Origin of the sequence: Pseudomonas sp. FSL W5-0203 (assembly GCF_001896155.1) — a bacterium.
In the GTDB taxonomy this organism is placed as follows: domain Bacteria; phylum Pseudomonadota; class Gammaproteobacteria; order Pseudomonadales; family Pseudomonadaceae; genus Aquipseudomonas; species Aquipseudomonas paracarnis.
The window spans coordinates 1-21,359 of sequence record NZ_MPOR01000057.1 but is presented as its reverse complement, the minus strand read 5'-3'; the positions used below and the strand labels follow the sequence as shown (position 1 = coordinate 21,359).

The 21,359-nt window shown below is 59.9% G+C and carries 20 protein-coding genes and 1 pseudogene; 12 read left to right on the top strand and 9 right to left on the bottom strand.

Annotation, left to right across the window (positions count from 1 at the left end):
- From BOP96_RS27455 to BOP96_RS27435, 5 genes are all read right to left on the bottom strand, one after another.
- Entirely contained in the window at positions 1-927 is a 927-nt protein-coding gene (locus BOP96_RS27455; protein ID WP_073454593.1) for an acetoacetate decarboxylase family protein, read from the bottom strand.
- A gap of 119 nt (positions 928-1,046) precedes the next feature.
- Positions 1,047-1,787 (bottom strand): type 1 glutamine amidotransferase domain-containing protein, encoded by a 741-nt coding sequence (locus BOP96_RS27450; RefSeq protein WP_014719212.1) that lies wholly within the window; start codon positions 1,785-1,787, stop codon positions 1,047-1,049.
- 188 nt (positions 1,788-1,975) lie between these two features.
- Positions 1,976-2,311 (bottom strand): DUF6124 family protein, encoded by a 336-nt coding sequence (locus BOP96_RS27445; RefSeq protein WP_073454591.1) that lies wholly within the window; start codon positions 2,309-2,311, stop codon positions 1,976-1,978.
- Between the two features lie 350 nt (positions 2,312-2,661).
- Positions 2,662-3,273: a transferase gene (locus BOP96_RS27440; RefSeq protein ID WP_019817547.1), complete on the bottom strand. Its 612-nt coding sequence runs from the start codon at positions 3,271-3,273 to the stop codon at positions 2,662-2,664.
- A gap of 94 nt (positions 3,274-3,367) precedes the next feature.
- Positions 3,368-4,357 (bottom strand): GlxA family transcriptional regulator, encoded by a 990-nt coding sequence (locus BOP96_RS27435; RefSeq protein ID WP_058410772.1) that lies wholly within the window; start codon positions 4,355-4,357, stop codon positions 3,368-3,370.
- A gap of 123 nt (positions 4,358-4,480) precedes the next feature.
- Between BOP96_RS27435 and BOP96_RS27430 the strand changes: the two genes are divergently transcribed.
- From BOP96_RS27430 to BOP96_RS27415, 4 genes and pseudogenes are all read left to right on the top strand, one after another.
- A complete protein-coding gene (locus BOP96_RS27430) occupies positions 4,481-5,362 on the top strand; it encodes an MBL fold metallo-hydrolase (RefSeq protein WP_058410773.1) in 882 nt (293 codons plus the stop codon).
- Between the two features lie 325 nt (positions 5,363-5,687).
- Positions 5,688-6,062, top strand: a complete 375-nt coding sequence (locus tag BOP96_RS27425) for an addiction module antidote protein (protein ID WP_019817550.1) — start codon at positions 5,688-5,690, stop codon at positions 6,060-6,062.
- A 306-nt stretch (positions 6,063-6,368) separates the two neighbouring features.
- Positions 6,369-7,004 carry a lytic polysaccharide monooxygenase auxiliary activity family 9 protein gene (locus tag BOP96_RS27420; protein WP_073454589.1) on the top strand — a complete coding sequence of 212 codons (636 nt, stop codon included), beginning with the start codon at positions 6,369-6,371 and terminating at the stop codon, positions 7,002-7,004.
- 40 nt (positions 7,005-7,044) lie between these two features.
- A pseudogene (locus BOP96_RS27415) lies at positions 7,045-8,046 on the top strand (chitinase); the annotation flags it as partial.
- Positions 8,047-8,242: 196 nt separating this feature from the next.
- Here the strand turns inward: BOP96_RS27415 and gudD are convergent.
- Together gudD and BOP96_RS27405 are read right to left on the bottom strand one after the other, a co-directional pair.
- Positions 8,243-9,568 carry a glucarate dehydratase gene (gene gudD / locus BOP96_RS27410; RefSeq protein ID WP_072433756.1) on the bottom strand — a complete coding sequence of 442 codons (1,326 nt, stop codon included), beginning with the start codon at positions 9,566-9,568 and terminating at the stop codon, positions 8,243-8,245.
- A gap of 19 nt (positions 9,569-9,587) precedes the next feature.
- Positions 9,588-10,937, bottom strand: a complete 1,350-nt coding sequence (locus BOP96_RS27405) for an MFS transporter (protein ID WP_073454602.1) — start codon at positions 10,935-10,937, stop codon at positions 9,588-9,590.
- A gap of 336 nt (positions 10,938-11,273) precedes the next feature.
- On the opposite strand from BOP96_RS27405, the gene BOP96_RS27400 reads away from it, so the two are divergent.
- From BOP96_RS27400 to BOP96_RS27370, 7 genes are all read left to right on the top strand, one after another.
- Entirely contained in the window at positions 11,274-11,987 is a 714-nt protein-coding gene (locus BOP96_RS27400; RefSeq protein ID WP_014719204.1) for a FadR/GntR family transcriptional regulator, read from the top strand.
- Between the two features lie 10 nt (positions 11,988-11,997).
- The gene (locus BOP96_RS27395) at positions 11,998-12,693 is read left to right on the top strand and encodes a tRNA (adenine(22)-N(1))-methyltransferase (protein ID WP_038450939.1); all 696 of its coding nucleotides are present in this window, start codon (positions 11,998-12,000) and stop codon (positions 12,691-12,693) included.
- Positions 12,694-12,910: 217 nt separating this feature from the next.
- Positions 12,911-13,537 (top strand): glutathione S-transferase family protein, encoded by a 627-nt coding sequence (locus BOP96_RS27390; RefSeq protein ID WP_019817555.1) that lies wholly within the window; start codon positions 12,911-12,913, stop codon positions 13,535-13,537.
- A 311-nt stretch (positions 13,538-13,848) separates the two neighbouring features.
- Complete coding sequence (locus BOP96_RS27385; protein ID WP_073454587.1) at positions 13,849-15,579, top strand: OPT family oligopeptide transporter; 1,731 nt, start codon at positions 13,849-13,851, stop codon at positions 15,577-15,579.
- A 110-nt stretch (positions 15,580-15,689) separates the two neighbouring features.
- Positions 15,690-16,430 (top strand): BPL-N domain-containing protein, encoded by a 741-nt coding sequence (locus BOP96_RS27380; RefSeq protein WP_073454585.1) that lies wholly within the window; start codon positions 15,690-15,692, stop codon positions 16,428-16,430.
- Between the two features lie 138 nt (positions 16,431-16,568).
- The gene (locus tag BOP96_RS27375; protein WP_032904110.1) at positions 16,569-17,975 is read left to right on the top strand and encodes an amino acid permease; all 1,407 of its coding nucleotides are present in this window, start codon (positions 16,569-16,571) and stop codon (positions 17,973-17,975) included.
- A 22-nt stretch (positions 17,976-17,997) separates the two neighbouring features.
- Positions 17,998-19,083: a GlxA family transcriptional regulator gene (locus BOP96_RS27370; RefSeq protein ID WP_032904108.1), complete on the top strand. Its 1,086-nt coding sequence runs from the start codon at positions 17,998-18,000 to the stop codon at positions 19,081-19,083.
- A 72-nt stretch (positions 19,084-19,155) separates the two neighbouring features.
- Here the strand turns inward: BOP96_RS27370 and BOP96_RS27365 are convergent, their stop codons facing one another.
- Positions 19,156-19,524 carry a cupin domain-containing protein gene (locus tag BOP96_RS27365; RefSeq protein ID WP_073454583.1) on the bottom strand — a complete coding sequence of 123 codons (369 nt, stop codon included), beginning with the start codon at positions 19,522-19,524 and terminating at the stop codon, positions 19,156-19,158.
- Between the two features lie 185 nt (positions 19,525-19,709).
- On the opposite strand from BOP96_RS27365, the gene BOP96_RS27360 reads away from it, so the two are divergent.
- A complete protein-coding gene (locus BOP96_RS27360) occupies positions 19,710-20,426 on the top strand; it encodes a class I SAM-dependent methyltransferase (RefSeq protein WP_032904106.1) in 717 nt (238 codons plus the stop codon).
- A 25-nt stretch (positions 20,427-20,451) separates the two neighbouring features.
- On the opposite strand, the gene BOP96_RS27355 is transcribed toward BOP96_RS27360, so the two are convergent.
- Positions 20,452-20,817, bottom strand: a complete 366-nt coding sequence (locus tag BOP96_RS27355; protein WP_073454581.1) for a hypothetical protein — start codon at positions 20,815-20,817, stop codon at positions 20,452-20,454.
- Between the last annotated feature and the right edge of the window lie 542 nt (positions 20,818-21,359).

Sequence of the window (21,359 nt, the reverse complement as noted above, 5' to 3'; positions counted from 1 at the left end):
TCAGCGTTCGCCAATCAGGTTGGCGAGCGGCTCTGGCGCATAGAGTGCGCTCTGGAACTCGGGTACGTATTCGTACTTCACCATTTTCCCCAGCTTGAGGTCGCGCAGGTAATTGGACAGGCTGCCATCGCCCAGCGTGAGGGTGGCTGAGTCTGCGTCACGGCTGGAGCCATGGCTGAGCTGGCGGGAAACCGCGTACCCGTAGGCCAGTTGGCCGTGGTGATCGAGATTGGTGAAACTGCTGGTGACCAGGTCCGCATCATGGGACAGTTTCTCAAGCTTTTTGGCCTTGAACGACACGTCCAGCTTGCCGGTCTGGCTGTCGGTAATGTCATACACCACCGAGTGCCCATCCTCTTTGCGATCAATGCCAGTCAGCCATTTCGGCAGGTTGTAACCGACCACGCCGCGCACCCGCGCCAGCTCGGTATTCACCGGCAGCTTGAGCACATAGCCCCAAAAATCCTGCGACATCGACTGGCCCACCAGCGTGAAGGGGCCCAGGTTGGCTTTGCCAGGTTTGTTAGTGATGATCGACACGGCGACTTCGTTATAGGCGTCGTTATCGCAATGCTCATAGGTGTACGCAGTAAACGCGATCAGTCCGCGACCCGGCCAGACTTGCAAGGGTTGCACGGCGGCCAGTACCTGCGGTGGCATCAACGCCCGAAGCTTATCGATGTCAGCCGTATAGACCGCTGTTACCCGACTGTTCTGATAGTAAAAATTGGGCGAGTAGGATTCAAAACCGATGTCGACCTTGTGCTTTTGCAACCCTTTGAACCAGCTTAAATCAACCTCTGGTAATTCTGCTGCAACCACCGACAACGGCGGGTTGGAGCGAAAGCGGTCGTACAAGCCGCCCTTGACGACGGGCACCTGCTGGCCGGCGATATCGATGTGGGTTGTGTCGTTGGGGCTGGGCATCTCGGGCGTTCCCGCCAACGCAAGGTTGGCAAAAGGGGTGAGCAGCAATCCGGTTAAAACGGCGCTTGGAATGTTCAATCGGTCTTCTCCAGGGAGGGGCTACGGGTGGGGCCTAGGCTCTATCGTTCGTGGGACAGCTCGGTTATCACGGCGAGTGCGACGGCCCTGGGCGATTGCGGGTTCTGGCCCGTGATCAGGCGGCCATCGGTGATGACAAATGAGGTGAACGGCACCCAGCCCTTGCGGTAACGCGCCCCTTGGCTCAGCAGCCGGTCTTCAAGCAAGAACGGCACCTCACGCTTCATGCCCGATAGCAGTTCTTCGCGATTGGAGAAGCCGGTGATGTTTTTGCCCTTGATGATCGCGTTGCCCTGTTCATCCTTCAGATCCAGCAGGCCCGCCACACCGTGGCACACGGCCGAGACGATGCCGCCCTGGTTGTAAATGGTTTGGGCGACACGTTGCAGGTCGAGGTTGCCAGGGAAGTCCCACATGACACCGTGGCCGCCGGTGAAGTAGATCGCGCGAAATTGCGACGGATCGACATTGGCGATGGGCAGCGTGTTTTGCAGCCGGGCGCGAAAGGCCGGGGACTGCAACTGTTCACGCGCCGCCTTATCCATGTACAGCCAACCGAGGCTGCGCTCGTCCAGAGGCACAGCACCTCCTTTGGGGCTGGCAAATACCGTCGTGTAGCCAGCCGCTTCCACAACCTCGGTGAAATGCGTCAGCTCAGTCAGCCAGAGGCCCGTGGTATCGGCCCTTGAGGGGTAGCTGGCGTGGTTGGTCATGATCACCAGGATCTGGCGATTGTTCGCAGCGGCCGTGGAAGGGCCGGGTTCAGCCTGTGCAAATGTCATAAGCGCGCCACCTATCGCTACCAACGCAAAAGAAATAAGGGTTTTGAGCATGATCCAGGGTCCAGTAATCCTGTCGGTTGGTGCATGCTCACCTTAAACCTCGCTTTAAGGTCAACCCCTGCTTTGGCAAAAAAAACCGAGTCGTCTTGGGGCGCGACGGCTCGGCTTTTTTTGGGCGTGTTGAACGTTTAGCCAGCTGCTACAGCCGCCTCGCGCTCCATCAACTTATCGACCAACAACATTCCCAGCTCACTTAACTGATGAATCGCCAACGCGACGTCGCGCTGTTTACCGGTCAGTTCATCCGACAGGTCGAGCAGCAGGGCGGTTACTGAGGAAAAGGTTTCATAGCTATTGGCGACGAGCATTTCATTGCTGGCATCGTCGGCAACGCTGAACAGCGGTGTCGAGGGTGGAGGAGAGGGTTCGGCGTTGGGGTTGAGGGCGTGATCGATCGCACGACGGGCTGCCTGATCAAGCTTCAGGTTTGGCTCGTTTGGAGGGTTTGGGGTGACTTTGTACATATGCGTAATTCCTGAATGGGGCCGACACCGTTTCGCTACTAAACGAAAGGGTGGCAGCTGTACGCAGGTTAGTAGACCGGGGAATTACACAAAGCCGGCGCGCCCGAAGGCGCCCTACGCACAGCCACCATCAGGCACAGACAGGAACGTCTGATAGATGAAGCTCATGCACTAAGTGTAATTGACCCTCGGGCTACTAAACCCGATCACTGAGTTGTCAGCGACCGAGCCACCTTAGAGACGCCCATCCAAGCGCACAAGCCGGCGGATTCTGACGCAACTGTAGGCAATGGAGCAAGGTGGTGCAGCGCGCTGTAGGACATGTTTACAGGGTGCCGCCGTTACCCCGCTTAGTCGTGGGCGAACTGGTCAATCAACCCCAGACGTGGAACATGGCTGTGTGGCTGTAGCAGCGCGCCAGGAGCAATGACTGCGTTTGCGCCAATTTTGCAGCCGTCACCTACCAAGGCACCGAATTTGTTCACTCCCGTCTCGATCACATTATCTGCGTAACGGATCTTGATATTCGCTCCTTCCAGCTCGTTACGATAATTGGCAATGATTGCACCGGCTTCAATATTGACGCCTTCGCCAATCAACGAATCGCCGACGAAATTTAAGTGTGCCAGCTTGCTGGCGGCCAGCATGAAGGTGCTTTTGAGTTCGCAGCTTGGGCCCACAATGCAATGGCTGCCCAAATACACGCCGCCACGCAGGTAAGCTCCCGCTGCTACAAATGAGCCTTCGCCGATGATGATTGGGCCCTTGAGCACAGCGCCTTCTTCGACAATGGCGCTTTCGTGGATGGCGCAGTTTCCGTGGCGTCGGTAGCCCGTGCCGAGGCGTGAGAGCAAGGCTAGAACCTGGTTTTCGCAGTCTTGAGCCACCCGCCAAGCGGCAGGCTGCGTCAGGCCAAGGGAGGGCCATTGAGCAATGAATGTACTGATCTCAGGTAGTTTCATGGAGAGCGCTTCCGATGTCGGGAGGGGATAGAACCGCGCTGTTGCCGCTAGAGCAGCGGGCTCAGGCCTCATCTTACAGAGAGCTGCCCCCGATTTACTGAATCCCCACGAAAGCCGCCGACTCGCCCATCCCCAGGCAAAACATCTTGCGATACTCCGAAGGCGACGTCCCCAGTTGCGCGGCAAAATGCTGCCTCAACGACAGCGCGGTGCCAAACCCCACTTCGCCTGCAATGCATTCAACCGGCAGTTCCGTGGTTTCCAGCAGCGCCTGCGCCCTGGCCACGCGCTCAGCGTTCAGCCATTTGGACACGGTGGTGCCGGTGGCTTCCTTGAAGCGGCGGGTAAAGGTGCGCCGGCTCATCTTCGCCCGGTCGGCCAGCACATCGAGCGACAGGTCGCTGGCCAGATGGGTGCGCGCCCATGCCAGCACCTCCGACAGGTGTGTCTCGCTGGAGAGTTGCGGCACGGTGTGTTCAACGTATTGCGCCTGGCCACCTTGGCGATGTGGCGGGGTCACCAGCATCTTTGCGGTGCGGTTCGCCACATCGGCGCCGAGTCGCTGGCGTATCAAGTGCAGGCAGCAGTCGATGGCCGCGACGGTACCGGCGGAGGTGATGATGTTGTCGGCACACACATAAAGCGCCTGCGGCCTGAATCGCGCGCTGGGAAAGCGGCGCGCAAACTCGTCGCGGGCGGCCCAGTGGGTGGTGGCTTCCTTTTCGTCCAGCAAGCCAGCATCGCCCAGCACGAATGCGCCCAGGCACAAGCCGACGATCAGCTTGCCCTGTGCATTGGCCAACTGCAGCGCTTGGACGAGCGTGGGGGAGGCCACGACCGATTGATCGCCCCAGGCGGGGATGATGATCACATCGGCGGTGTGCATCAGTTCCAGGCCACTGCTTACCGAGAGGCCCAGGCCTTGGTCGCTGCTGACCATGCCAGGCACTTCTGCGCAGTAATTGACCTGGTAATAGGGCTTATCGGGTGTGGATTGGGCGGTTCCCAGCACCATCCCCGGTACGGAAAGATGGAACAGGCTTACGCCATCGAAGGCGAGAACGGCTACGCGGATGGGAGGCATCAGGCCACCTCTGGTACTGAGTCGGATGGCCCGATTATATCGCTATCTGTCATTCAGGCCACTGTTGGCCCTCGCGGGCTTCAGCAAGAATAAACGCCTCGATACATCAACAGGACTCATCTTATGAAACTTACGACGCTCCCCCTGGTTTTGAGCATCGCTTGCGGTGCGGCTGCCACGCCCGCATTCGCAGGCTTGGCCACCCCTGACGCAGCCCATAAAGTCGACCTTCAGCAAGTGCGTAACGCGACGGTGAAGATCACCTATGGCGGTACCACCTTCCTGATTGACCCGATGCTGGCCAAAAAGGGCACCTATCCAGGGTTCGAACATACCTACCGTAGCGAGCTGCGCAATCCACTGGTGGATTTGACCGAGTCGCCGGCACAGGTCATTGCCGGTGTCGATGCTGTGATCGTCACCCACACGCACCTTGATCACTGGGACGATGCGGCACAAAAAGCGCTGCCCAAAGACATCCCGTTGTTTGCCCAGCATGAAGAAGACGCGCAGTTGATCCGTTCCCAGGGTTTCAAGAATGTGCGTGTGCTGACCGACGAAGCGGAATTTGGCGGCGTCAAAATCACCAAGACCGGCGGCCAGCATGGCACCGATGAGATGTATGCCGTGCCGGCGCTGGCAAAGCCGTTAGGCGAAGCCATGGGCGTGGTTTTTCAAGCACCCGGCTACAAGACACTGTACCTGGCGGGTGACACGGTATGGCGTAAAGAGGTCGACCAAGCCATCGAGAAATTCAACCCCGAGGTGATCGTGCTCAATGCCGGGAAGGCCATGATGGCGGGGTATGAGGGCTCGATCATCATGGGCGAGGAAGACGTGCTGCGCGCTGCACAGGTGGCGAAAAACGCGAAAATCGTGGCCGTCCATATGGACGCCATTAATCACATGTCCCTGACCCGCGAGGCGTTGCGCAGCTACGTCAAGCAGCACGGTATCGAGGGGCGTGTGGATATTCCTGAGGATGGCACTTCATTGGCTTTCTGACGCCAGGCGCAGGTCAAAATGTGGGAGGGGGCTTGCTCCCACATTGGTATGTTGATCGGCCTCCCGTTTCGGCTGACGCTGCCGCAAGGCGACTCGATGTCCGATCAGGGGCTAAGGGACACAAGCGCTAATAGTTTCGCTCGGCTGCCTGCACGGCGGCTGGACTAGGATTTTTTCTGGCGGTGCACACCAACATTAAAATTCACTGGCATCTACAAGGAGTAGCCAGTAGGCTACATTTGAATCTGTGACCAATACGATCAGCAGGACGCCCGAGGAATTAAGCGGGCAAAAGAGATTCTCGATGCCCTGAGAGGTCAATGACATGAGTCAGTCAACATTCAAACCAGAGGACATGCCGATCCTCGAGCTGGATACATCCGGCACCAGCGCCTATGAGGCTTCACGTTTCCTTGATAGCCCGCAAACTATCAGTGCCTATCTTGCGCAAAGCATGGCGTGCCACGACCCGCAAGTCCTTATGAAGGCGCTGGCCGAGGTTGCCAAGGCCCAGGGAGTGAACAAGGTTGCCGAAGCGGCGGGGGTGAATCGGGAGAGTCTGTATAAAACCCTGAAAGGCGGCTCAAAGACGCGATATGAGACGGTCCAGAAGCTGATGTTGGCATTAGGGGTGGAACTGACGGTGCAACCGATTGCCGCGACCGCAATTAATAAAACGGTCGTCATTGGCAAAACGTGATGAACCAAAAACAGGACGGTTTATTTGCTTGAAAATAGATACGTCCCTTTTTGTCGACAGAGCGCCCATTCGCCATTTACGCGAGAAGGCGTGTTGATGTGCGCCTGGTCTTGTAGGAAATCGACCTCTGGCAGCGTAGGGTTTCCTCCATGATACTGGTTATATATCCAGTATTTGCAGGTCGGCGCGCTCCTGAAACGAAAATGAGTGAAAAATGGGCCTGTAGCAAAAAAAAGCAACTCCGTTAGGTTGAGGTCCTCTCCTTCAAGAAAGGAGAGTTCTTAATCAAATCAATGGAGTCACAACATGAACAAACCACAAACCCAGACACCTCTTCGCCATGGTCGTGTCACATCCCCTTCCAGCCGTGGCGCAGTTGCCGTGGATCTTGGCCTGCTGGAAACCTGGCAGGTCAACGAAATGGAAGGCGGCAAGAACTTCCCGGCACTGACGGCCGGTCCGTTCCCGGCGCCTTATCAAACCGACAGTGACAGCGTCACCCCACCCGCCGACGGCGTCATCCTCTGCGGTGGCAAGACCGATGCCCGTGACTGCATCAACTTCACCCACGAGGAAATGGCCAAGAAACTTGGTCGCGCCTTCACCTGGCCGTTGCTCAATGTCGAGCCGGGTCAGACCTTCAAGGTCACCTGGGCATACACCGCGCCGCACACCACCCGTGGCTATCGCTGGCTGATCACCAAGGATGGCTGGGATCCGAAACAGCGCATCACCCGCGCGCAACTGGAAACCCAGCCGTTCGCTGAAGACTTCTATGCCCAGGTGCCGTACTACAGCCATGCAGGCGAACTGAAGGCCAAGGTCAATCATGAAGTGAAACTGCCGACCCACAAAAAGGGCCAGCATGTGATTGTGTTGATGTGGATCGTCGCCAACACCGGCAACGCCTTCTATCAAGCCTTCGATGTGGACTTCAAATAAGCCCGCACCGTTAAACCCACACGTTCTGAAGGATTAGAACATGTCAAAGATTGACTTTACCTCACTGCAATCGCCGCTCAACGATGCCGCTTCGCTGATGCCGAGCATTGCCGGCAAAAAGATCCTCATGGGCTTCTGGCACAACTGGCCTGCCGGCCCGAGCGATGGCTACCAGCGTGGCCAGTTCGCCAATATCAGCCTGGCGGATGTCCCAAAGGATTACAACGTGGTGGCCGTGGCCTTCATGAAGGGCAACGGTATCCCAACCTTCAAACCGTACAACCTGTCCGATGCCGAGTTTCGTCGCCAGGTGGGCGTGCTGAACAGCCAGGGCAGGGCGGTGCTGATTTCCCTTGGCGGCGCCGATGCACACATCGAACTGCATAAAGGCAACGAACAGCCACTGGCCAGCGAGATTATCCGCCTGGTGGAAACCTATGGCTTTGATGGCCTGGATATCGATCTTGAACAGAGCGCGATTGATTTCGCCGACAACAAGACTGTCCTACCCGCCGCCTTGAAACTGGTCAAGGACCACTACGCGGCTCAAGGCAAACACTTCATCATCAGCATGGCGCCGGAGTTTCCGTACCTCACCACCGCCGGCAAATACGTCGGTTACATCCAGGCGCTGGAAGGCTATTACGACTTCATCGCCCCGCAGTATTACAACCAGGGTGGCGACGGCATCTGGGTGCAGGAGGTCAACAGCGGCAACGGCGCCTGGATTGCCCAGAACAACGACGCGCTGAAGGAGGACTTCCTGTTTTACCTCACCGAAAGTCTGGTGAGCGGAACGCGCGGGTTTACCAAGATCCCGGCAGACAAGTTCGTCATTGGCCTGCCTGCGAACGTCGATGCGGCTGCCACCGGTTATGTGATCAACCCGACAGCCGTGACCAATACATTCAAGCGTTTGCACGACAAAGGATTGTCGATCAAGGGCCTGATGACCTGGTCGGTGAATTGGGACAACGGGATCAGCAAAGACCATGTGCCCTACAACTGGGAATTCAGCCGCCGTTATGGGCCGATGATCAATGGCACTGCTCTCTCTGGCCTGGAGCAGGATGAGGCGGATCTGGAGGTCGCCGATCGGCAGTAGCGCAAAGGGGCCTCTGGCAGACGTGCCAGAGGTCAAACCGCTAAGCTTCTGATCTGACTAAAATCCGATGCCTGTTTGGGCATCGGATTTTTTGCGTCACGCTCACATTGCGCTGAGCGTTCCTCAAACCGAGTTACCGAACCAAACAAGGCCGCTTGTTATCAAAGCCCCAACCCGGGATCAGAAACTGCATCGCCACACTGTCATCCCGGGCTCCAAGGCCCATGCCTTTGTACAGCTCATGGGCCTGGGCTACGGCGTCCATATCAATATCCACACCCAGGCCAGGCTTGGCCGGCACCTTCACATAGCCCCCTTCAATCTTCAACGGCTCCCGCGTCAGGCGTTGGCCGTCCTGCCAGATCCAGTGGGTATCGATGGCAGTGATCTCGCCGGGGGCGGCCGCCGCCACTTGGGTAAACATCGCCAGGGAAATATCGAAGTGGTTATTGGAGTGCGAGCCCCAGGTCAGGCCCCACTCGTTGCACATCTGCGCGACGCGCACCGAGCCCTGCATGGTCCAGAAGTGCGGGTCGGCGAGGGGGATGTCCACTGATTGCAACTGGATGGCGTGGCCCATTTCACGCCAGTCGGTGGCGATCATGTTGGTAGCGGTTTTCAGGCCCGTGGCGCGGCGGAATTCGGCCATGACTTCGCGGCCCGAGTAGCCGTTTTCTGCGCCGCAGGGGTCTTCGGCGTAGGCCAGCACATGATGCTGGTCGCGGCACAGGCGGATGGCTTCTTTTAAGGACCATGCGCCGTTGGGATCAAGGGTGATGCGCGCATCGGGAAAACGCTCGGCCAGCGCAGTGACGGCTTCGATTTCCGCGTCGCCACTCAATACGCCGCCCTTGAGCTTGAAATCGTTGAAACCGTATTTGGCCTTGGCCGCTTCGGCCAGGCGCACTACCGCGTCGGCGGTCAGGGCTGTTTCATGGCGCAGGCGGAACCAGTCGTCATCGGCGTCGGCCTCGTTGCGGTAGGCCAGGTCGGTGGCGTTGCGATCCCCCACATAGAACAGGTAGCCGAGCATCTTCACTGCGTCGCGTTGCTGGCCTTCGCCTAGCAAGGCGGCCACCGGCACTTCGAGGAACTGGCCCAGCAGGTCGAGCAGTGCGGCCTCCATGGCGGTGACGGCGTGGATGGTGATGCGCAGGTCGAAGGTTTGCAGGCCGCGGCCCGCGCTGTCTCGAGACGCAAAGGTACTGCGCATCTGGTTGAGAACGCGCTGGTACTGGCCAATCGGCTGGCCGATCACTAGGCCGCGGGCATCTTCAAGGGTTTCGCGTATGCGCTCGCCGCCGGGTACTTCGCCCACGCCGGTGTTGCCGCTGCTGTCCTTGAGAATGACGATATTGCGCGTGAAGTAGGGGCCGTGGGCGCCGCTGAGGTTCAGCAACATGCTGTCGTGGCCGGCGACGGGGATGACTTGGAAATGAGTAACGACAGGGGTATTCATGGCGCGTTCCTGGCTGAGTTCAAAGAGGTTTGCTGATGGCGGCGCCGCTGGGCACGGCCGGTACGGCAGAGGGTGAGGTCTTGGCAAAGAACACCAGGATGGCCGCGAGCACCGAGGTACAGGCCAGGCCATACAGCCCGCCCTGGATCGAGCCGGTGGTTTGTTCGAGAAAGCCGAAGGTAGTCGGCGCCACAAAACCGCCCAGGTTGCCGATGGAGTTGATCAGCGCGATTACGGCGGCGGCGATGCGCACATCCAGGTAGCACTGAGGGATCGGCCAGAACAGCGAAGACGCAGATTTAAAGCCGATGGCCGCAAAGCAGATCGCAACGAAAGCGAAAATCGGCCCGCCGGTGGTGGACATGAACATGCCGGCCGCCGCGATCAGCAGGGCCGCCGCGACCCAGGCTTGCTGGAACTTGAACTTGCCCGACAGCGACGCGAAGGCGTACATGGCAATGATCGAGATCAGCCAGGGGATCGAGTTGAAGAAACCCACCTGCACATCAGTGAGGTCACCCATCTTCTTGATGATGCTGGGCAGCCAGAAGGTGGCGGCGTAGATCGTCAGTTGAATGCAGAAGTACAGAGCACAAAACAGCAGGATCTGGCGGTCCTTGAGCAGCTTGCCGAGGGTGGGTTTCACCGTGGTCAGGGCTTCGCGATCACGTTGCTCCTGATCGATGGCGCCCACCAGCGCATCCTGCTCTTCGCGGCTCAGCCACTTGGCGTCGTGGGGTTTGGAGTCGAGCCAGAACCACACGAAGAAGCCCAGCGCCACCGAGGCCAGGCCCTCGATGCCGAACATCCATTGCCAGCCATGCAAACCAAAGCCTTCGATCTGCAACAACGCGCCCGACAACGGCCCGGAGATCAACGACGCCACCGCCGAGCCACTGAGGAAGATCGCGATGGCCTTGCCACGCTCCACGCCGGGCAACCAGCGCGTGAAGTAATAGATCACGCCCGGGAAGAATCCTGCTTCCGCCACACCCAGCAGGAAACGCAGGATGTAGAAGTGGGTTTCGTTCTGGATAAACGCCATCAGCGTGGCGACGATGCCCCAGGTGAACATGATGCGGGTCAGCCAGATACGCGCGCCGACTTTTTGCAGCAGCATGTTGGACGGCACTTCGAACAGCGCATAGCCAATGAAGAACAGCCCGGCGCCGAAGCCGTAGGCCGCTGCACCGATCCCCAGGTCATGCTCCATGTGCGTGCGCACGAAGCCGATATTGACCCGGTCGATGTAGTTGAGGATGAACATGACCACGAACAGTGGGAGCACATGCCGCTTCACTTTGCTCACGGCGCGGGCGAGCGCTGAATCACTTTCGGGTACGGCAGGTGCTGGGCTTGAATGCTTCACGAATGAAAACTCCCCCTGATTATTTTTATGCGGGCTTGGTGTTTTGTTGACAGACATCATACAAGTTGTTTTTTGAAGGCCGCAATCCTGTGAGGGCTGTTTTTGTTCTTATAAGCCGGTATTGAGATTGGCTATTTTGGTTATTTGCCAGGTTTTATTGGGTTTTGCCTCGCTGGTGACGGCTCGGGGTGTGCGCTTCTCTCAAAGCGAAGACAGGGTCGGGTGAGGTGGGATGAGTGCGTTGTCATACAAGTTGGGTGTTTTTCGCCACCACCCGTCGCCCCGTGCGCTCAGGGTGATAAGCTCCCCCCAGCCCAACCCCGTGGACCCGTCTCGATGCCGATTAAAAGCACACCGCCTGTGCGTAAACGTTCCGCCAACCTGGCACAGGGTGTGGTCGAGGCACTGACCCAGCGCATCCAGTTGGGACAACTCAAGCCGGGTGAAAAACTGCCGTCCGAATCCACCATCGTGCTTGAGCATGGGGTGAGCCGTACCGTGGTGCGTGAGGCCTTGTCCAAGCTGCAGGCGTCGGGGCTCGTGGAGACGCGTCACGGCATCGGCACCTTTGTGCTGGAGCAGCACACGCAGCCGGGCCTGCGCTTGCATGTGGACACGGTCGCCAGCGTGCGCAACATGCTCGAATTGCGCCTGGGTCTGGAAGTGCAAGCGGTGGCGTTGGCCGCGCTGCGCAGGAGCGAGGCACAACTGGCCCACATGCGCCAGGCACTGGACGACTACCAAGCCTCCCTGGCCAACAACGACAGCTGTGTGGAGGAGGACAAGCGCTTTCACCAACTGATCGCCGAAGCCACCGGCAATACGTTTTTCACCGACATCATGCAGCACCTGGGCACGGCGATGATTCCGCGCACCCAGGTGAATGCCGTCGAGCGCGGCGGCGCGGACTTTGCCCAACTGGGGCAGTTGGCGAGCCTGGAACACGAGGCCATCTACAACGCTATCAAGCGCCAGGACCCGGACGCCGCACGGGCGGCCATGGTGCTGCACTTGACCAACAGCCGGGATCGATTTTCCGGGCACTCTTAAGGAATCACCGTTGAACGAACACACCTTGTCCCAGCGCCTGGAGCGCGTTGCCGCGCACATACCGACGGGTGCCCGCCTGGCCGATATCGGCTCCGACCACGCCTACCTGCCGGTGGCCCTGATACACCGCGGCGCTATTGCGGCGGCCGTGGCGGGGGAAGTGGCCGCGACACCGTTTCAGGCGGCCAACCGTACCGTGGCCGACAACGGCCTGAGGCAGCACATCACCGTGCGCCTGGCCGATGGTTTGGCGGCGATTCAAGCCGGCGATGACATTACCGCCATCAGCCTGTGCGGCATGGGCGGCGAGACGATCCGCGACATTCTCGAAAGCGGCAAGGCGCACCTCAATGGCCGGGAACGCCTGATCCTGCAACCCAACGGCGGCGAGCAGCCGCTGCGCCTATGGTTGATGGACAACGGCTACCGGATCCTGCACGAGGAGCTGCTGCTGGAAAACCGCTTCTACTACGAAATCATCGTTGCCGAACGCGCCGAGGCGGTCACCTATACCGCCGAGCAACTGTACTTCGGCCCGCTGCAAATGCAGGCCCGCAGCCCGGCGTTTGTGGCGAAATGGCAACGGATGTTGCGCCAGAAGCGCAAGACATTGGCCAGCCTCGAACAGGCGCGGCAGGCGGTGCCCGAGCAGAAAGTGCAGGAGATCGTGCAGCAGTTGAAGTGGATCGATCAGTTGCTCGCCTGACCGCCACCGGTCCAGTGTGGGAGATGTGGAGCTTTAGTGAGGCTTCGAGCGGTGTATCAGGCAACATCCATGTCGTGAATGCCGCAGCCTTCGAAGCCTCGCTAAAGCTCGACATCTCCCACATTCGATCGTGCAGGCCGGTGCTGCCTGGCGACATTCGCGGCACTTCACCGCTACGCTGTAGTCTTCTCTTAAATCCCCCCAAGGTGTTGCCTCGATGATCACTGTTCACCACCTCAACAATTCCCGCTCACAACGTATCCTGTGGGCGCTTGAAGAATTGGGCCTGCCCTACGACATCAAATGCTACCAGCGCGACGCCAAGACCAACCTGGCGCCGCCTGAACTCAAGGCCATTCACCCCCTGGGCAAATCCCCGGTGATCGAAGACGGCTCGCGTGTGCTGATCGAGTCCGCCGCGATCATCGACTACCTCATCCGCCGCCACGGCAACGGCCAACTGCAACCCGACCCGGCCACCGATGCCTACGACAGCTATGTGCAATGGCTGCATTTTGCCGAAGGCTCGGCCATGCTGCCGCTGATGCTCAACCTCTACGTCGGACGCCTGGGTGAAGCGGGTGCGCCGCTGCATCCGCGGATTGAATCGGAGCTGGCCAACTACCTGGGCTACCTGAATGATGTGCTGGGCCACACGCCGTACCTGGTGGGCGACGCACTCAGCGGCGCGGATATCCAGATGAGCTTTATCGGCGAAGTCGCCCAGGCCCAGGGCAAATTGCAGGCCTACCCGAACCTCGCGGCGTGGCTGCAAAAGCTCCAGGCGCGGCCGGCTTATCGCAAGGCGGTGGAGCGGGGTGGGGAATACGCGTTCGCCAAATAGCCAGAAGCCATGTTGGAGGAGGCTTGCCCTAATGCCAGTCAGTTAAGCGCAGATCTCCTGTGGGAGCGGGCTTGCTCGCGAAAGCGGTGGGTCAGTCAGCCTCGATGTTTGCTGGGCCGACGCCTTCGCGAGCAAGCCCGCTCCCACATTTGACCTTCGCTGCTTTGAACACTTCGTTCGCTTAACTGACTGGCATTGAGGCTTGCCCCCTCCCACATTTACAGCCTTAGACCCAGGTTCGTCAGGTGAACCTTCGAGTCTCCCAGCGCTCACTTAAAAGGTGGCACTGGCTTTTCTCGAAAGGAATCTGCATGCACTCCACCTCGTCAATCGCGCCCGTAGAGCGCGAACTGAGCCTGCGGGCAGTCATCACCGGGATCGTGCTGGGTATCCTGCTGACCCCTTCCAATGTGTACGCAGGCTTGAAGATCGGCTGGTCGTTCAATATGTCGATCATCGCCCTGTTGATCGGCTACGGAATCTGGCAAGGCCTGGCCAAGCGTTCCGGCGAGCACCTGCTGTGGACCCTGCACGAAAGCAATATCAACCAGACCGTGGCCTCGGCTGCGGCATCGATCATCTCCGGTGGGCTGGTGGCGCCCATCCCGGCCTATACCTTGCTCACAGGCAACCAACTGGCCGCGCTGCCGATGATCGCCTGGGTGTTTTCGGTGAGCTTCCTGGGGATCTGGATCGCGTGGTACCTGCGGCCTTCATTGCTCAATGACAAGGCGCTGAAGTTTCCCGAAGGCATGGCCACCCTGGAAACCCTGCTGCACATCTACAACCATGGCCGCGAAGCCGCCACGCGCTTGAAAGTACTGCTCGGCGCAGCGTTGTTGTCCGGGTTGGTCAAGTGGGTGGATACCTTTATGTGGGCCTTCCCGCGCTGGTCGCCGAACGCCCAGTTGGAGCGCCTGACCTTCACCGCCGACCCCTCTCTGCTGTTGCTGGGGTTCGGCGGCATCATCGGCATTCGCGTAGGCCTGACCCTGTTGCTCGGCGCCTTGCTGGCATGGGGCGGGCTGGGGCCGTGGCTGTTGGCCGATGGCTTGGTGAGCCTGCCCGCCGACAGCAGCGGCCCGCAATTTGCCGCGCTGGTGGAATGGCTGCTGTGGCCCGGCGTGAGCCTGATGGTGTGTTCCACCCTGGCGTCCCTGGCGATTCGCCTGTGGGCGTTGCATCGCTCAACCCGAGCGGCTGGCGGCACGCCCTGGGCGGTTCCCAAGCCTGGGCCTGCCGTGGGGTTTGCCTTGGCGATTGCGTTGGTGGTGAGCCTGCAAGCGCTGTTGTTCGGTATCAACCTTGGGATGGCGCTGCTGACCATTCCCCTGGCAATCTGCCTGGCCGCCGTCGCGGCGCGGGTGGTGGGGGCTACCGGTATTCCGCCGATTGGCGCCATCGGGCAACTGTCCCAGCTGAGCTTTGGTATCGCTGCGCCCGGCCAGGTACCGATCAACCTGATGAGCGCCAACACCGCTGGCGGTTCGGCGGGGCAGTGCACGGACCTGATGAATGACTTCAAGGTGGGCAAGGCGATTGGCGCGACGCCGCACAAACAGGTTATCGCCCAGATTCTTGGGATTTTTGTCGGCAGCATCGTCGGCGTATTCGCGTACCTGGCGTTGATCCCCGACCCGCAAACCATGCTGCTCACCGAACAATGGCCAGCCCCGGCCGTCGCCACCTGGAAAGCCGTGGCCCAAACCCTGACCCACGGTTTGGATTCACTGTCCCCCAGCATCCGCTGGGCCATCGGCATTGCAAGCTTGTTCGGCGTGCTGCTGGGCATACTCGACAGCACATTACCCACCCATCGCGCCCGCTACCTGCCGAGTGCGGCAGCCTTGGGACTGGCGTTTGTCTTGCCTGCGTCGGTGTCGCTGATGATGGCCCTTGGCGCGATCATGACCTGGGCCGTGAGCTGTCGCTGGCCAAGTGTGACGCAGCGCTTTGCGATCACGGCAGCGGCGGGGCTGATCGCCGGTGAGAGCATTACCGGCGTAGGCGCGTCGTTATGGCAGATGCTGGGAAGTGGATGAGTGGCCCGCGTGGATTTACAACTCTTCACGAATTCAAAAGGCTCATCGTTATAGGCTTGGCGCTGCGACCACTGGATCAAACCCATTCAACTGACCGTTGAGCCTATCCCATGAAACTGCCTGCCCTCGCTGCCACGTTTCTCGCCGTTGCGACGCTGCACCCTTTACCCGTACACGGCGTAGGCCCCATTACCCATGTCGCCATCTACCGAGGCCCGGCAGGCTGCCCGGACTGCTCGGAAAACGTGAAAACCGCCTTGCAGCGTCTCAACCCGAATTACCAGATCGACTTCGTGGGTGCCGACGAACCCATCGACATCACCCCACACACCCTGGCCCGCTACGACCTTTATGTACAACCCGGCGGCGGCCAGGACATCCCCGGCGCCCTCGACAGTCTCGGTGATGAGCGTGCCGAGGCTATCCGCGACTATGTTGCCAAGGGTGGCCGTTACCTGGGCCTGTGCATGGGCGCCTACCTGGCGGACGACAACAATCTCGGGCTGATCCCCCAGGCGCTGGACACCGAAGCCGGCCGCCCCGGTTTTGAAGTGACCGGTATCGACGACGCTGCTGTGCGGGTGACGTGGGACGGCCAGGCTGATCATGTGTTCTATCAGGACGGCCCGTACTTTCCCAAGGCCAGTGCCGCCGCGCCCTACAGGACCCTCGCCACTTACCGCAATGGCGATGTGGCAGCGGCGCGCTATGCCTACCAGAAAGGCGTTGTGGTGCTGAGCGGGCCGCATCCGGAAGCCGGCCAGGAGTGGTTCGAGAATGCCGGTATCCCACTGGACAAGATGCCGCGTGGGGAGCTGTTTGGCTCGCTCATACGCAGCGTTCAAGAGTAAGGCGTGACGCTCGGTAAACCCGTGCACCGCCATGACCAATGTCGATATCAGACTCGATGATGGCGTAACCAGGCTACTTGTACCGGGCCCCGCGCACTTAAGGTGAGGGTCATTGGCCGCCTGAGCACAACAAAAACAATGATTAGCCTGACTCCCAACGATTCTAACGGTCAGCTGGCGCAAGGCTTCAAGCCCCGCCACGTGACTATGTTGTCCATCGCCGGCATCATCGGCGCGGGGCTGTTTGTCGGCTCCGGACATGCCATCGCCGCAGCGGGGCCAGCGGTGTTGCTGGCTTACCTGTTTTCCGGCCTGCTGGTGGTGCTGGTCATGCGCATGCTGGGGGAAATGGCGGTGGCACGCCCGGACACCGGCTCGTTTTCCACCTACGCCGACCAGGCCATCGGCCCTTGGGCGGGGTTCACCATCGGCTGGTTGTATTGGTGGTTCTGGGTGCTGGTCATTCCCATCGAAGCCTTGGCCGCCGGGCACGTGCTCAACCAGTGGTTCCCTCAGGTTGATGCGTGGCTGTTTGCGTTGATCTCAATCGTGTTGCTGGTGATCACCAATCTGTTCAGCGTGGCCAAATACGGCGAATTCGAATTCTGGTTCGCCATGGCCAAGGTGATCGCCATCGTCGGCTTTATCGGCCTGGGCTTCAGCGTCCTCATGGGCTGGATCCCGGATCGCGAAGCCAGCGGCTTGAGCCGCTTGATGGAAGAACACGGCGGTTTCGCCCCCAACGGCCTGTCGGCGGTGGTAGGCGCGTTCATTACCATCATGTTCAGCTTCATCGGCACTGAGGCGGTGACCATCGCCGCAGCGGAATCGAGCAACCCGGCGCAGAACATCGCCAAGGCTACCCGCTCGGTGATCTGGCGCATTGGCGTGTTCTACCTGTTGTCGATCTCCGTCGTGATTTCCGTGGTGCCCTGGAACGATCCGCTACTGGCGTCCGTGGGTTCCTATCAGCGTGCACTGGAAATTATGAACATCCCCAACGCCAAGTTCATGGTCGATGTGGTGGTGTTGATCGCGGTAGCCAGTTGCATGAACTCCTCAATCTACATTTCCTCGCGCATGTTGTTTTCCCTGGGCAAACGCGGCGATGCGCCACCGGCACTTAAAATCACCTCAAAGGCGGGCGTGCCCAGGGCTGCGGTGATCGCCAGCACCATCATCGGTGCGGGCATTACGTTGCTGAGCTACTTCATGCCGGCCGGTCTGTTCCAGTTCCTGCTCGCCAGCTCCGGCGCCATCGCGTTGTTGGTGTACCTGGTGATCGCTATCTCGCAACTGCGTATGCGTCGCTTGCTGCTTCGGCAGAACGTCGAGTTGACCTTTCGCATGTGGCTGTTTCCCTGGCTGACTTACCTGGTGATCGTGTTCATCTGCCTGGCCCTGGGGGTGATGATGGTGACGCCGGAACACCGCACCGAAGTGTCCTCGACCATTGGCCTGGCGTTGGTGATTTCCTTTATCGGCCTGGTCACGTCGCGCCAGCACAACCGGGCACCCAAGCCGGTGGCGCTGGAACAGTCCTGATCACGCCCGTGGGGTAGCGGTGATGGAAACCGAGGCACCTGTTTGCCAGACCATCGGCTTTTTGCTGCTGGACCAATTCACGCTGATATCGCTGTCGTGTGCGGTCGAGCCGCTGCGCATGGCCAACCAATTGGCGGGCGAAGAGCTCTACCGTTGGCAAACCCTGAGCCTGGACGGCCAGCCGGTGTGGGCCAGCGATGGCGTGTCGGTGACCCCGGATGCGTGCGCGCAGGACCAGCGCGGTTTTGATGCGGTGATCGTGTGCGGCGGCGTCGGCATTCAACAGGCTATCAGCCCTGCGCTCATCGCTTGGTTGCGCAGCCAGGCGCGCCTGTACTGCAAACGTCTCGGCGCGGTATGCACCGGCAGTTGGGCGCTGGCCCAGGCGGGGTTGCTTGATGGCTTCCAGTGCAGCGTGCATTGGGAGCTGATGGCGTCGATGCAGGAGGCGTTTACCCGCGTCAAGGTCAGCTCCAGCGTGTTCACCCTCGACGGCAACCGCTTTACCAGCTCTGGCGGCACTGCGCCGCTGGACATGATGCTGCACCTGATCGGCCGCGATCACGGGCACACGCTGTCGGCGGCGATTTCCCAGATGTTCGTGTACGAGCGCATTCGCAACGAGCGCGACCACCAACGCGTGCCGCTCAAGCACTTGCTCGGCACGCAACAGCCCAAGCTGCAAGAAGTGGTCGCCCTGATGGAAGCCAACCTGGAAGAACCCATCGACCTCGACGAACTGGCCGCCTACGTGCACGTGTCCCGCCGCCAGTTGGAGCGTATGTTCCAGAAGCACCTGTACTGCACGCCATCGCGCTATTACCTCAAACTGCGCCTGACCCGTGCCCGCCAGTTGCTGATGCAGACGCCCATTTCGATTGTCGAACTGGCGGTGATTTGCGGCTTTGTCTCCACGCCGCATTTTTCCAAGTGCTACCGGGATTTCTTCGGCGTGGCGCCCAGCGATGAGCGCTCGGACATGCGCCTGCATCCGCCGCCTGCGTTAAGGCCAGAGGGGCAATCCCTGGCCCCGCAACAGCCCAGAAATACACTGGAGCAGGCGCGCGACGAGCCGACGTTTGCTACGGTGCAGATTCAAAGGCGATAGGGCTTGGGGCTTGCCCGAATGCCAGTAGGAGCGAGCAAGCCCGCTCCTACAAAAGGCAATAAGCCTCAGCGCTCAAATCCACTGGTCATTCAACGCGGTACGCTCACCGCCTTCATGCCCGGTATTCAAAATGCCCCTTGGCTCGATCATCATCAGCCTGGCTTCACCTTCGGCGGCGGTCCTGTGCTCAATGCCACGCGGCACCACATACAACTCACCCGGCTTCACATACACCGGGCCATCCGGCAGGTCGATACGCAACGTGCCCTCAAGCCCCAGAAAAGCCTCATCGGTTTCCGGGTGCGAGTGCCAAATGAATTCACCCTCGATACGCACGACCTTGAACTGGTAGTCGTTCATTTCGGCGACTACTCTTGGGCTCCATTGCTGGTCGATGAGCGAGGCTTTTTGAGCAAGGTTTACAGGCTGTGCTTGAGTCATGCGGGATCTTCCTTTCGATGAGAAGGCCAGACTATCCAAGCAAGCGGTCAGCAGGCTTGTACGATCCTGCAACCTCTCCACACGTACGCTCCCGCATTCCCAACGGGAATGCAGCACATAAAATTAATGCATTTTTCTTACTGCCACGGTTAACGTAATTTGCGTCAAGGCCACGGAGAACCGCCTTGAACTCATCCTCATCCAATCCTGCTGACAAATTCGATACCTCAAGAGCCAACGAGTACGCACGACAAAGCCGTATCGCGTTGGCGGGCTATGACGCGTGCCAGGACCTGGCAGCCTGCATGCTCGCGGCAAGCCTTGGTGATGCCCCTTCGGCCAAGGTACTTGTGGTCGGCGCCGGCGGTACGGCGCAGGAGATCATCGCCATGGCCAGCCTTGAACCGGAATGGCGCTTCATGGCGGTTGATCCCTCCCAGCCGATGCTCGACGCGGCAAGGCAGCAGTTGGAAGCCAATCACTTGCTTGATAGAACCACCCTGCATCTCGGAACGCTTGAAGACCTGGCAGCAGACGCATCATACGACGCCGCCACCTTGATCGGTGTGCTCCACCATCTGGAGGGTGACGACGCCAAGGCCCGAATGCTGCGATCGATTCGGGCGCACCTGAAACCGGGGGCACCGCTGATCGTCGCGGGCAATCACTATGCGTATGCCAGCCAGCCGTTGCTGCTGGCGGCATGGGGCCAACGCTGGCGTCAGCATGGCGCCACCCCGGACGAAGTGAAGGCCAAGCTCGGCAAAATCCTTCAAGGCGCTGATCCGCCACATTCCGAGGCCGCAGTGCAGAAGCTGTTGCACGACGCTGGCTTCGGCGACGCGACCCGTTTCTTCAGCAGCCTGTTCTGGGGGGCTTGGCTGACGTGTAAGGTGCAATAGCGAAGTCAGCAACCCGTGGCACGATTCAGATCGCCCGGAGAGTAGCCAGCCGCCGACGCCAATCGCCGCCATGCCGAAGGTGGCATTCCTCTTCGGAGTCGAAACTGACGCAGCGGGCGCTGTTCGGGACGTGCACGTCAGCGTCATCCAGCGCGGCGGTAGTCAGCTCGCGCATACGGGCGTCCGCGCCGGTCGCGAGAGCGTGATCCTTGCTCGCGACGCTGTCGAACACCCAGATCACCCGCAGGCTTTGGGGGAAGGCGCGGTAGTCGACGGTGTGGGTCAGCCAGTCGAAGCCCGTTATTTCGGCTTTTGCGATCTCGCAGGCGTCGGTCAGGGCTGCAATGAGGCGGCGTTCGATACGGGCGTGGTCGCGTGAGGCTGGCGGCATAAAAAGGAGGTCCGTGAATCCTGGGAGTGGGTTGGGGCTTCAGCCGATAGGCTGATCAGAGCATAGGTATTTACACAACTTCGGCACGACGCTAAATCTGTGGCGAGGGGGCTTGCTCCCGTGACGGCCTGACAGCCGGCGCATATCCATCTGACGCTCCGAAATCCAAATGTGGGAGCTGGCTTGTCGGGTCGCCGCATCGCTGCGAAGACGGCCTGCCAGCCGACGCCAATCTACCTGACCCCCCACGATCCAACTGTGGGAGCTGGCTTGCCTGCGATGACGGCCTGCCAGCCCACGCCAATCTACCTGACACTCAGCGATCCAACTGTGGGAGCTGGCTTGCCTGCGATGGCGGCCTGCCAGCCGACGCCAATCTACCTGACACCCCGCAATCAAACTGTGGGAGCGGGCTTGCTCGCGAAGGCGGCCTTATAGGCGACACAGCTGTACCGAGTACATATCCATTCCTGCGGTAACGGCCACTTAGGGTTCCGCCCTGACGGCGGCTCACTTTCGAAAAGCGCGAAAGTAAGCAAAGC

Bases quoted from the DNA above. Each gene is read 5' to 3' on its own strand.
- BOP96_RS27385 (WP_073454587.1), top strand. From the start codon at position 13,849: ATGCACTCCACCTCGTCAATCGCGCCCGTAGAGCGCGAACTGAGCCTG.
- BOP96_RS27400 (WP_014719204.1), top strand. From the start codon at position 11,274: ATGCCGATTAAAAGCACACCGCCTGTGCGTAAACGTTCCGCCAACCTG.
- BOP96_RS27445 (WP_073454591.1), bottom strand. From the start codon at position 2,311: ATGTACAAAGTCACCCCAAACCCTCCAAACGAGCCAAACCTGAAGCTT.
- BOP96_RS27355 (WP_073454581.1), bottom strand. From the start codon at position 20,817: ATGCCGCCAGCCTCACGCGACCACGCCCGTATCGAACGCCGCCTCATT.
- BOP96_RS27365 (WP_073454583.1), bottom strand. From the start codon at position 19,524: ATGACTCAAGCACAGCCTGTAAACCTTGCTCAAAAAGCCTCGCTCATC.
- BOP96_RS27370 (WP_032904108.1), top strand. From the start codon at position 17,998: ATGGAAACCGAGGCACCTGTTTGCCAGACCATCGGCTTTTTGCTGCTG.
- BOP96_RS27380 (WP_073454585.1), top strand. From the start codon at position 15,690: ATGAAACTGCCTGCCCTCGCTGCCACGTTTCTCGCCGTTGCGACGCTG.
- BOP96_RS27435 (WP_058410772.1), bottom strand. From the start codon at position 4,357: ATGCCTCCCATCCGCGTAGCCGTTCTCGCCTTCGATGGCGTAAGCCTG.
- BOP96_RS27375 (WP_032904110.1), top strand. From the start codon at position 16,569: ATGATTAGCCTGACTCCCAACGATTCTAACGGTCAGCTGGCGCAAGGC.
- BOP96_RS27425 (WP_019817550.1), top strand. From the start codon at position 5,688: ATGAGTCAGTCAACATTCAAACCAGAGGACATGCCGATCCTCGAGCTG.
- gudD (WP_072433756.1), bottom strand. From the start codon at position 9,568: ATGAATACCCCTGTCGTTACTCATTTCCAAGTCATCCCCGTCGCCGGC.
- BOP96_RS27450 (WP_014719212.1), bottom strand. From the start codon at position 1,787: ATGACATTTGCACAGGCTGAACCCGGCCCTTCCACGGCCGCTGCGAAC.
- BOP96_RS27420 (WP_073454589.1), top strand. From the start codon at position 6,369: ATGAACAAACCACAAACCCAGACACCTCTTCGCCATGGTCGTGTCACA.
- BOP96_RS27390 (WP_019817555.1), top strand. From the start codon at position 12,911: ATGATCACTGTTCACCACCTCAACAATTCCCGCTCACAACGTATCCTG.
- BOP96_RS27430 (WP_058410773.1), top strand. From the start codon at position 4,481: ATGAAACTTACGACGCTCCCCCTGGTTTTGAGCATCGCTTGCGGTGCG.
- BOP96_RS27455 (WP_073454593.1), bottom strand. From the start codon at position 927: ATGCCCAGCCCCAACGACACAACCCACATCGATATCGCCGGCCAGCAG.
- BOP96_RS27440 (WP_019817547.1), bottom strand. From the start codon at position 3,273: ATGAAACTACCTGAGATCAGTACATTCATTGCTCAATGGCCCTCCCTT.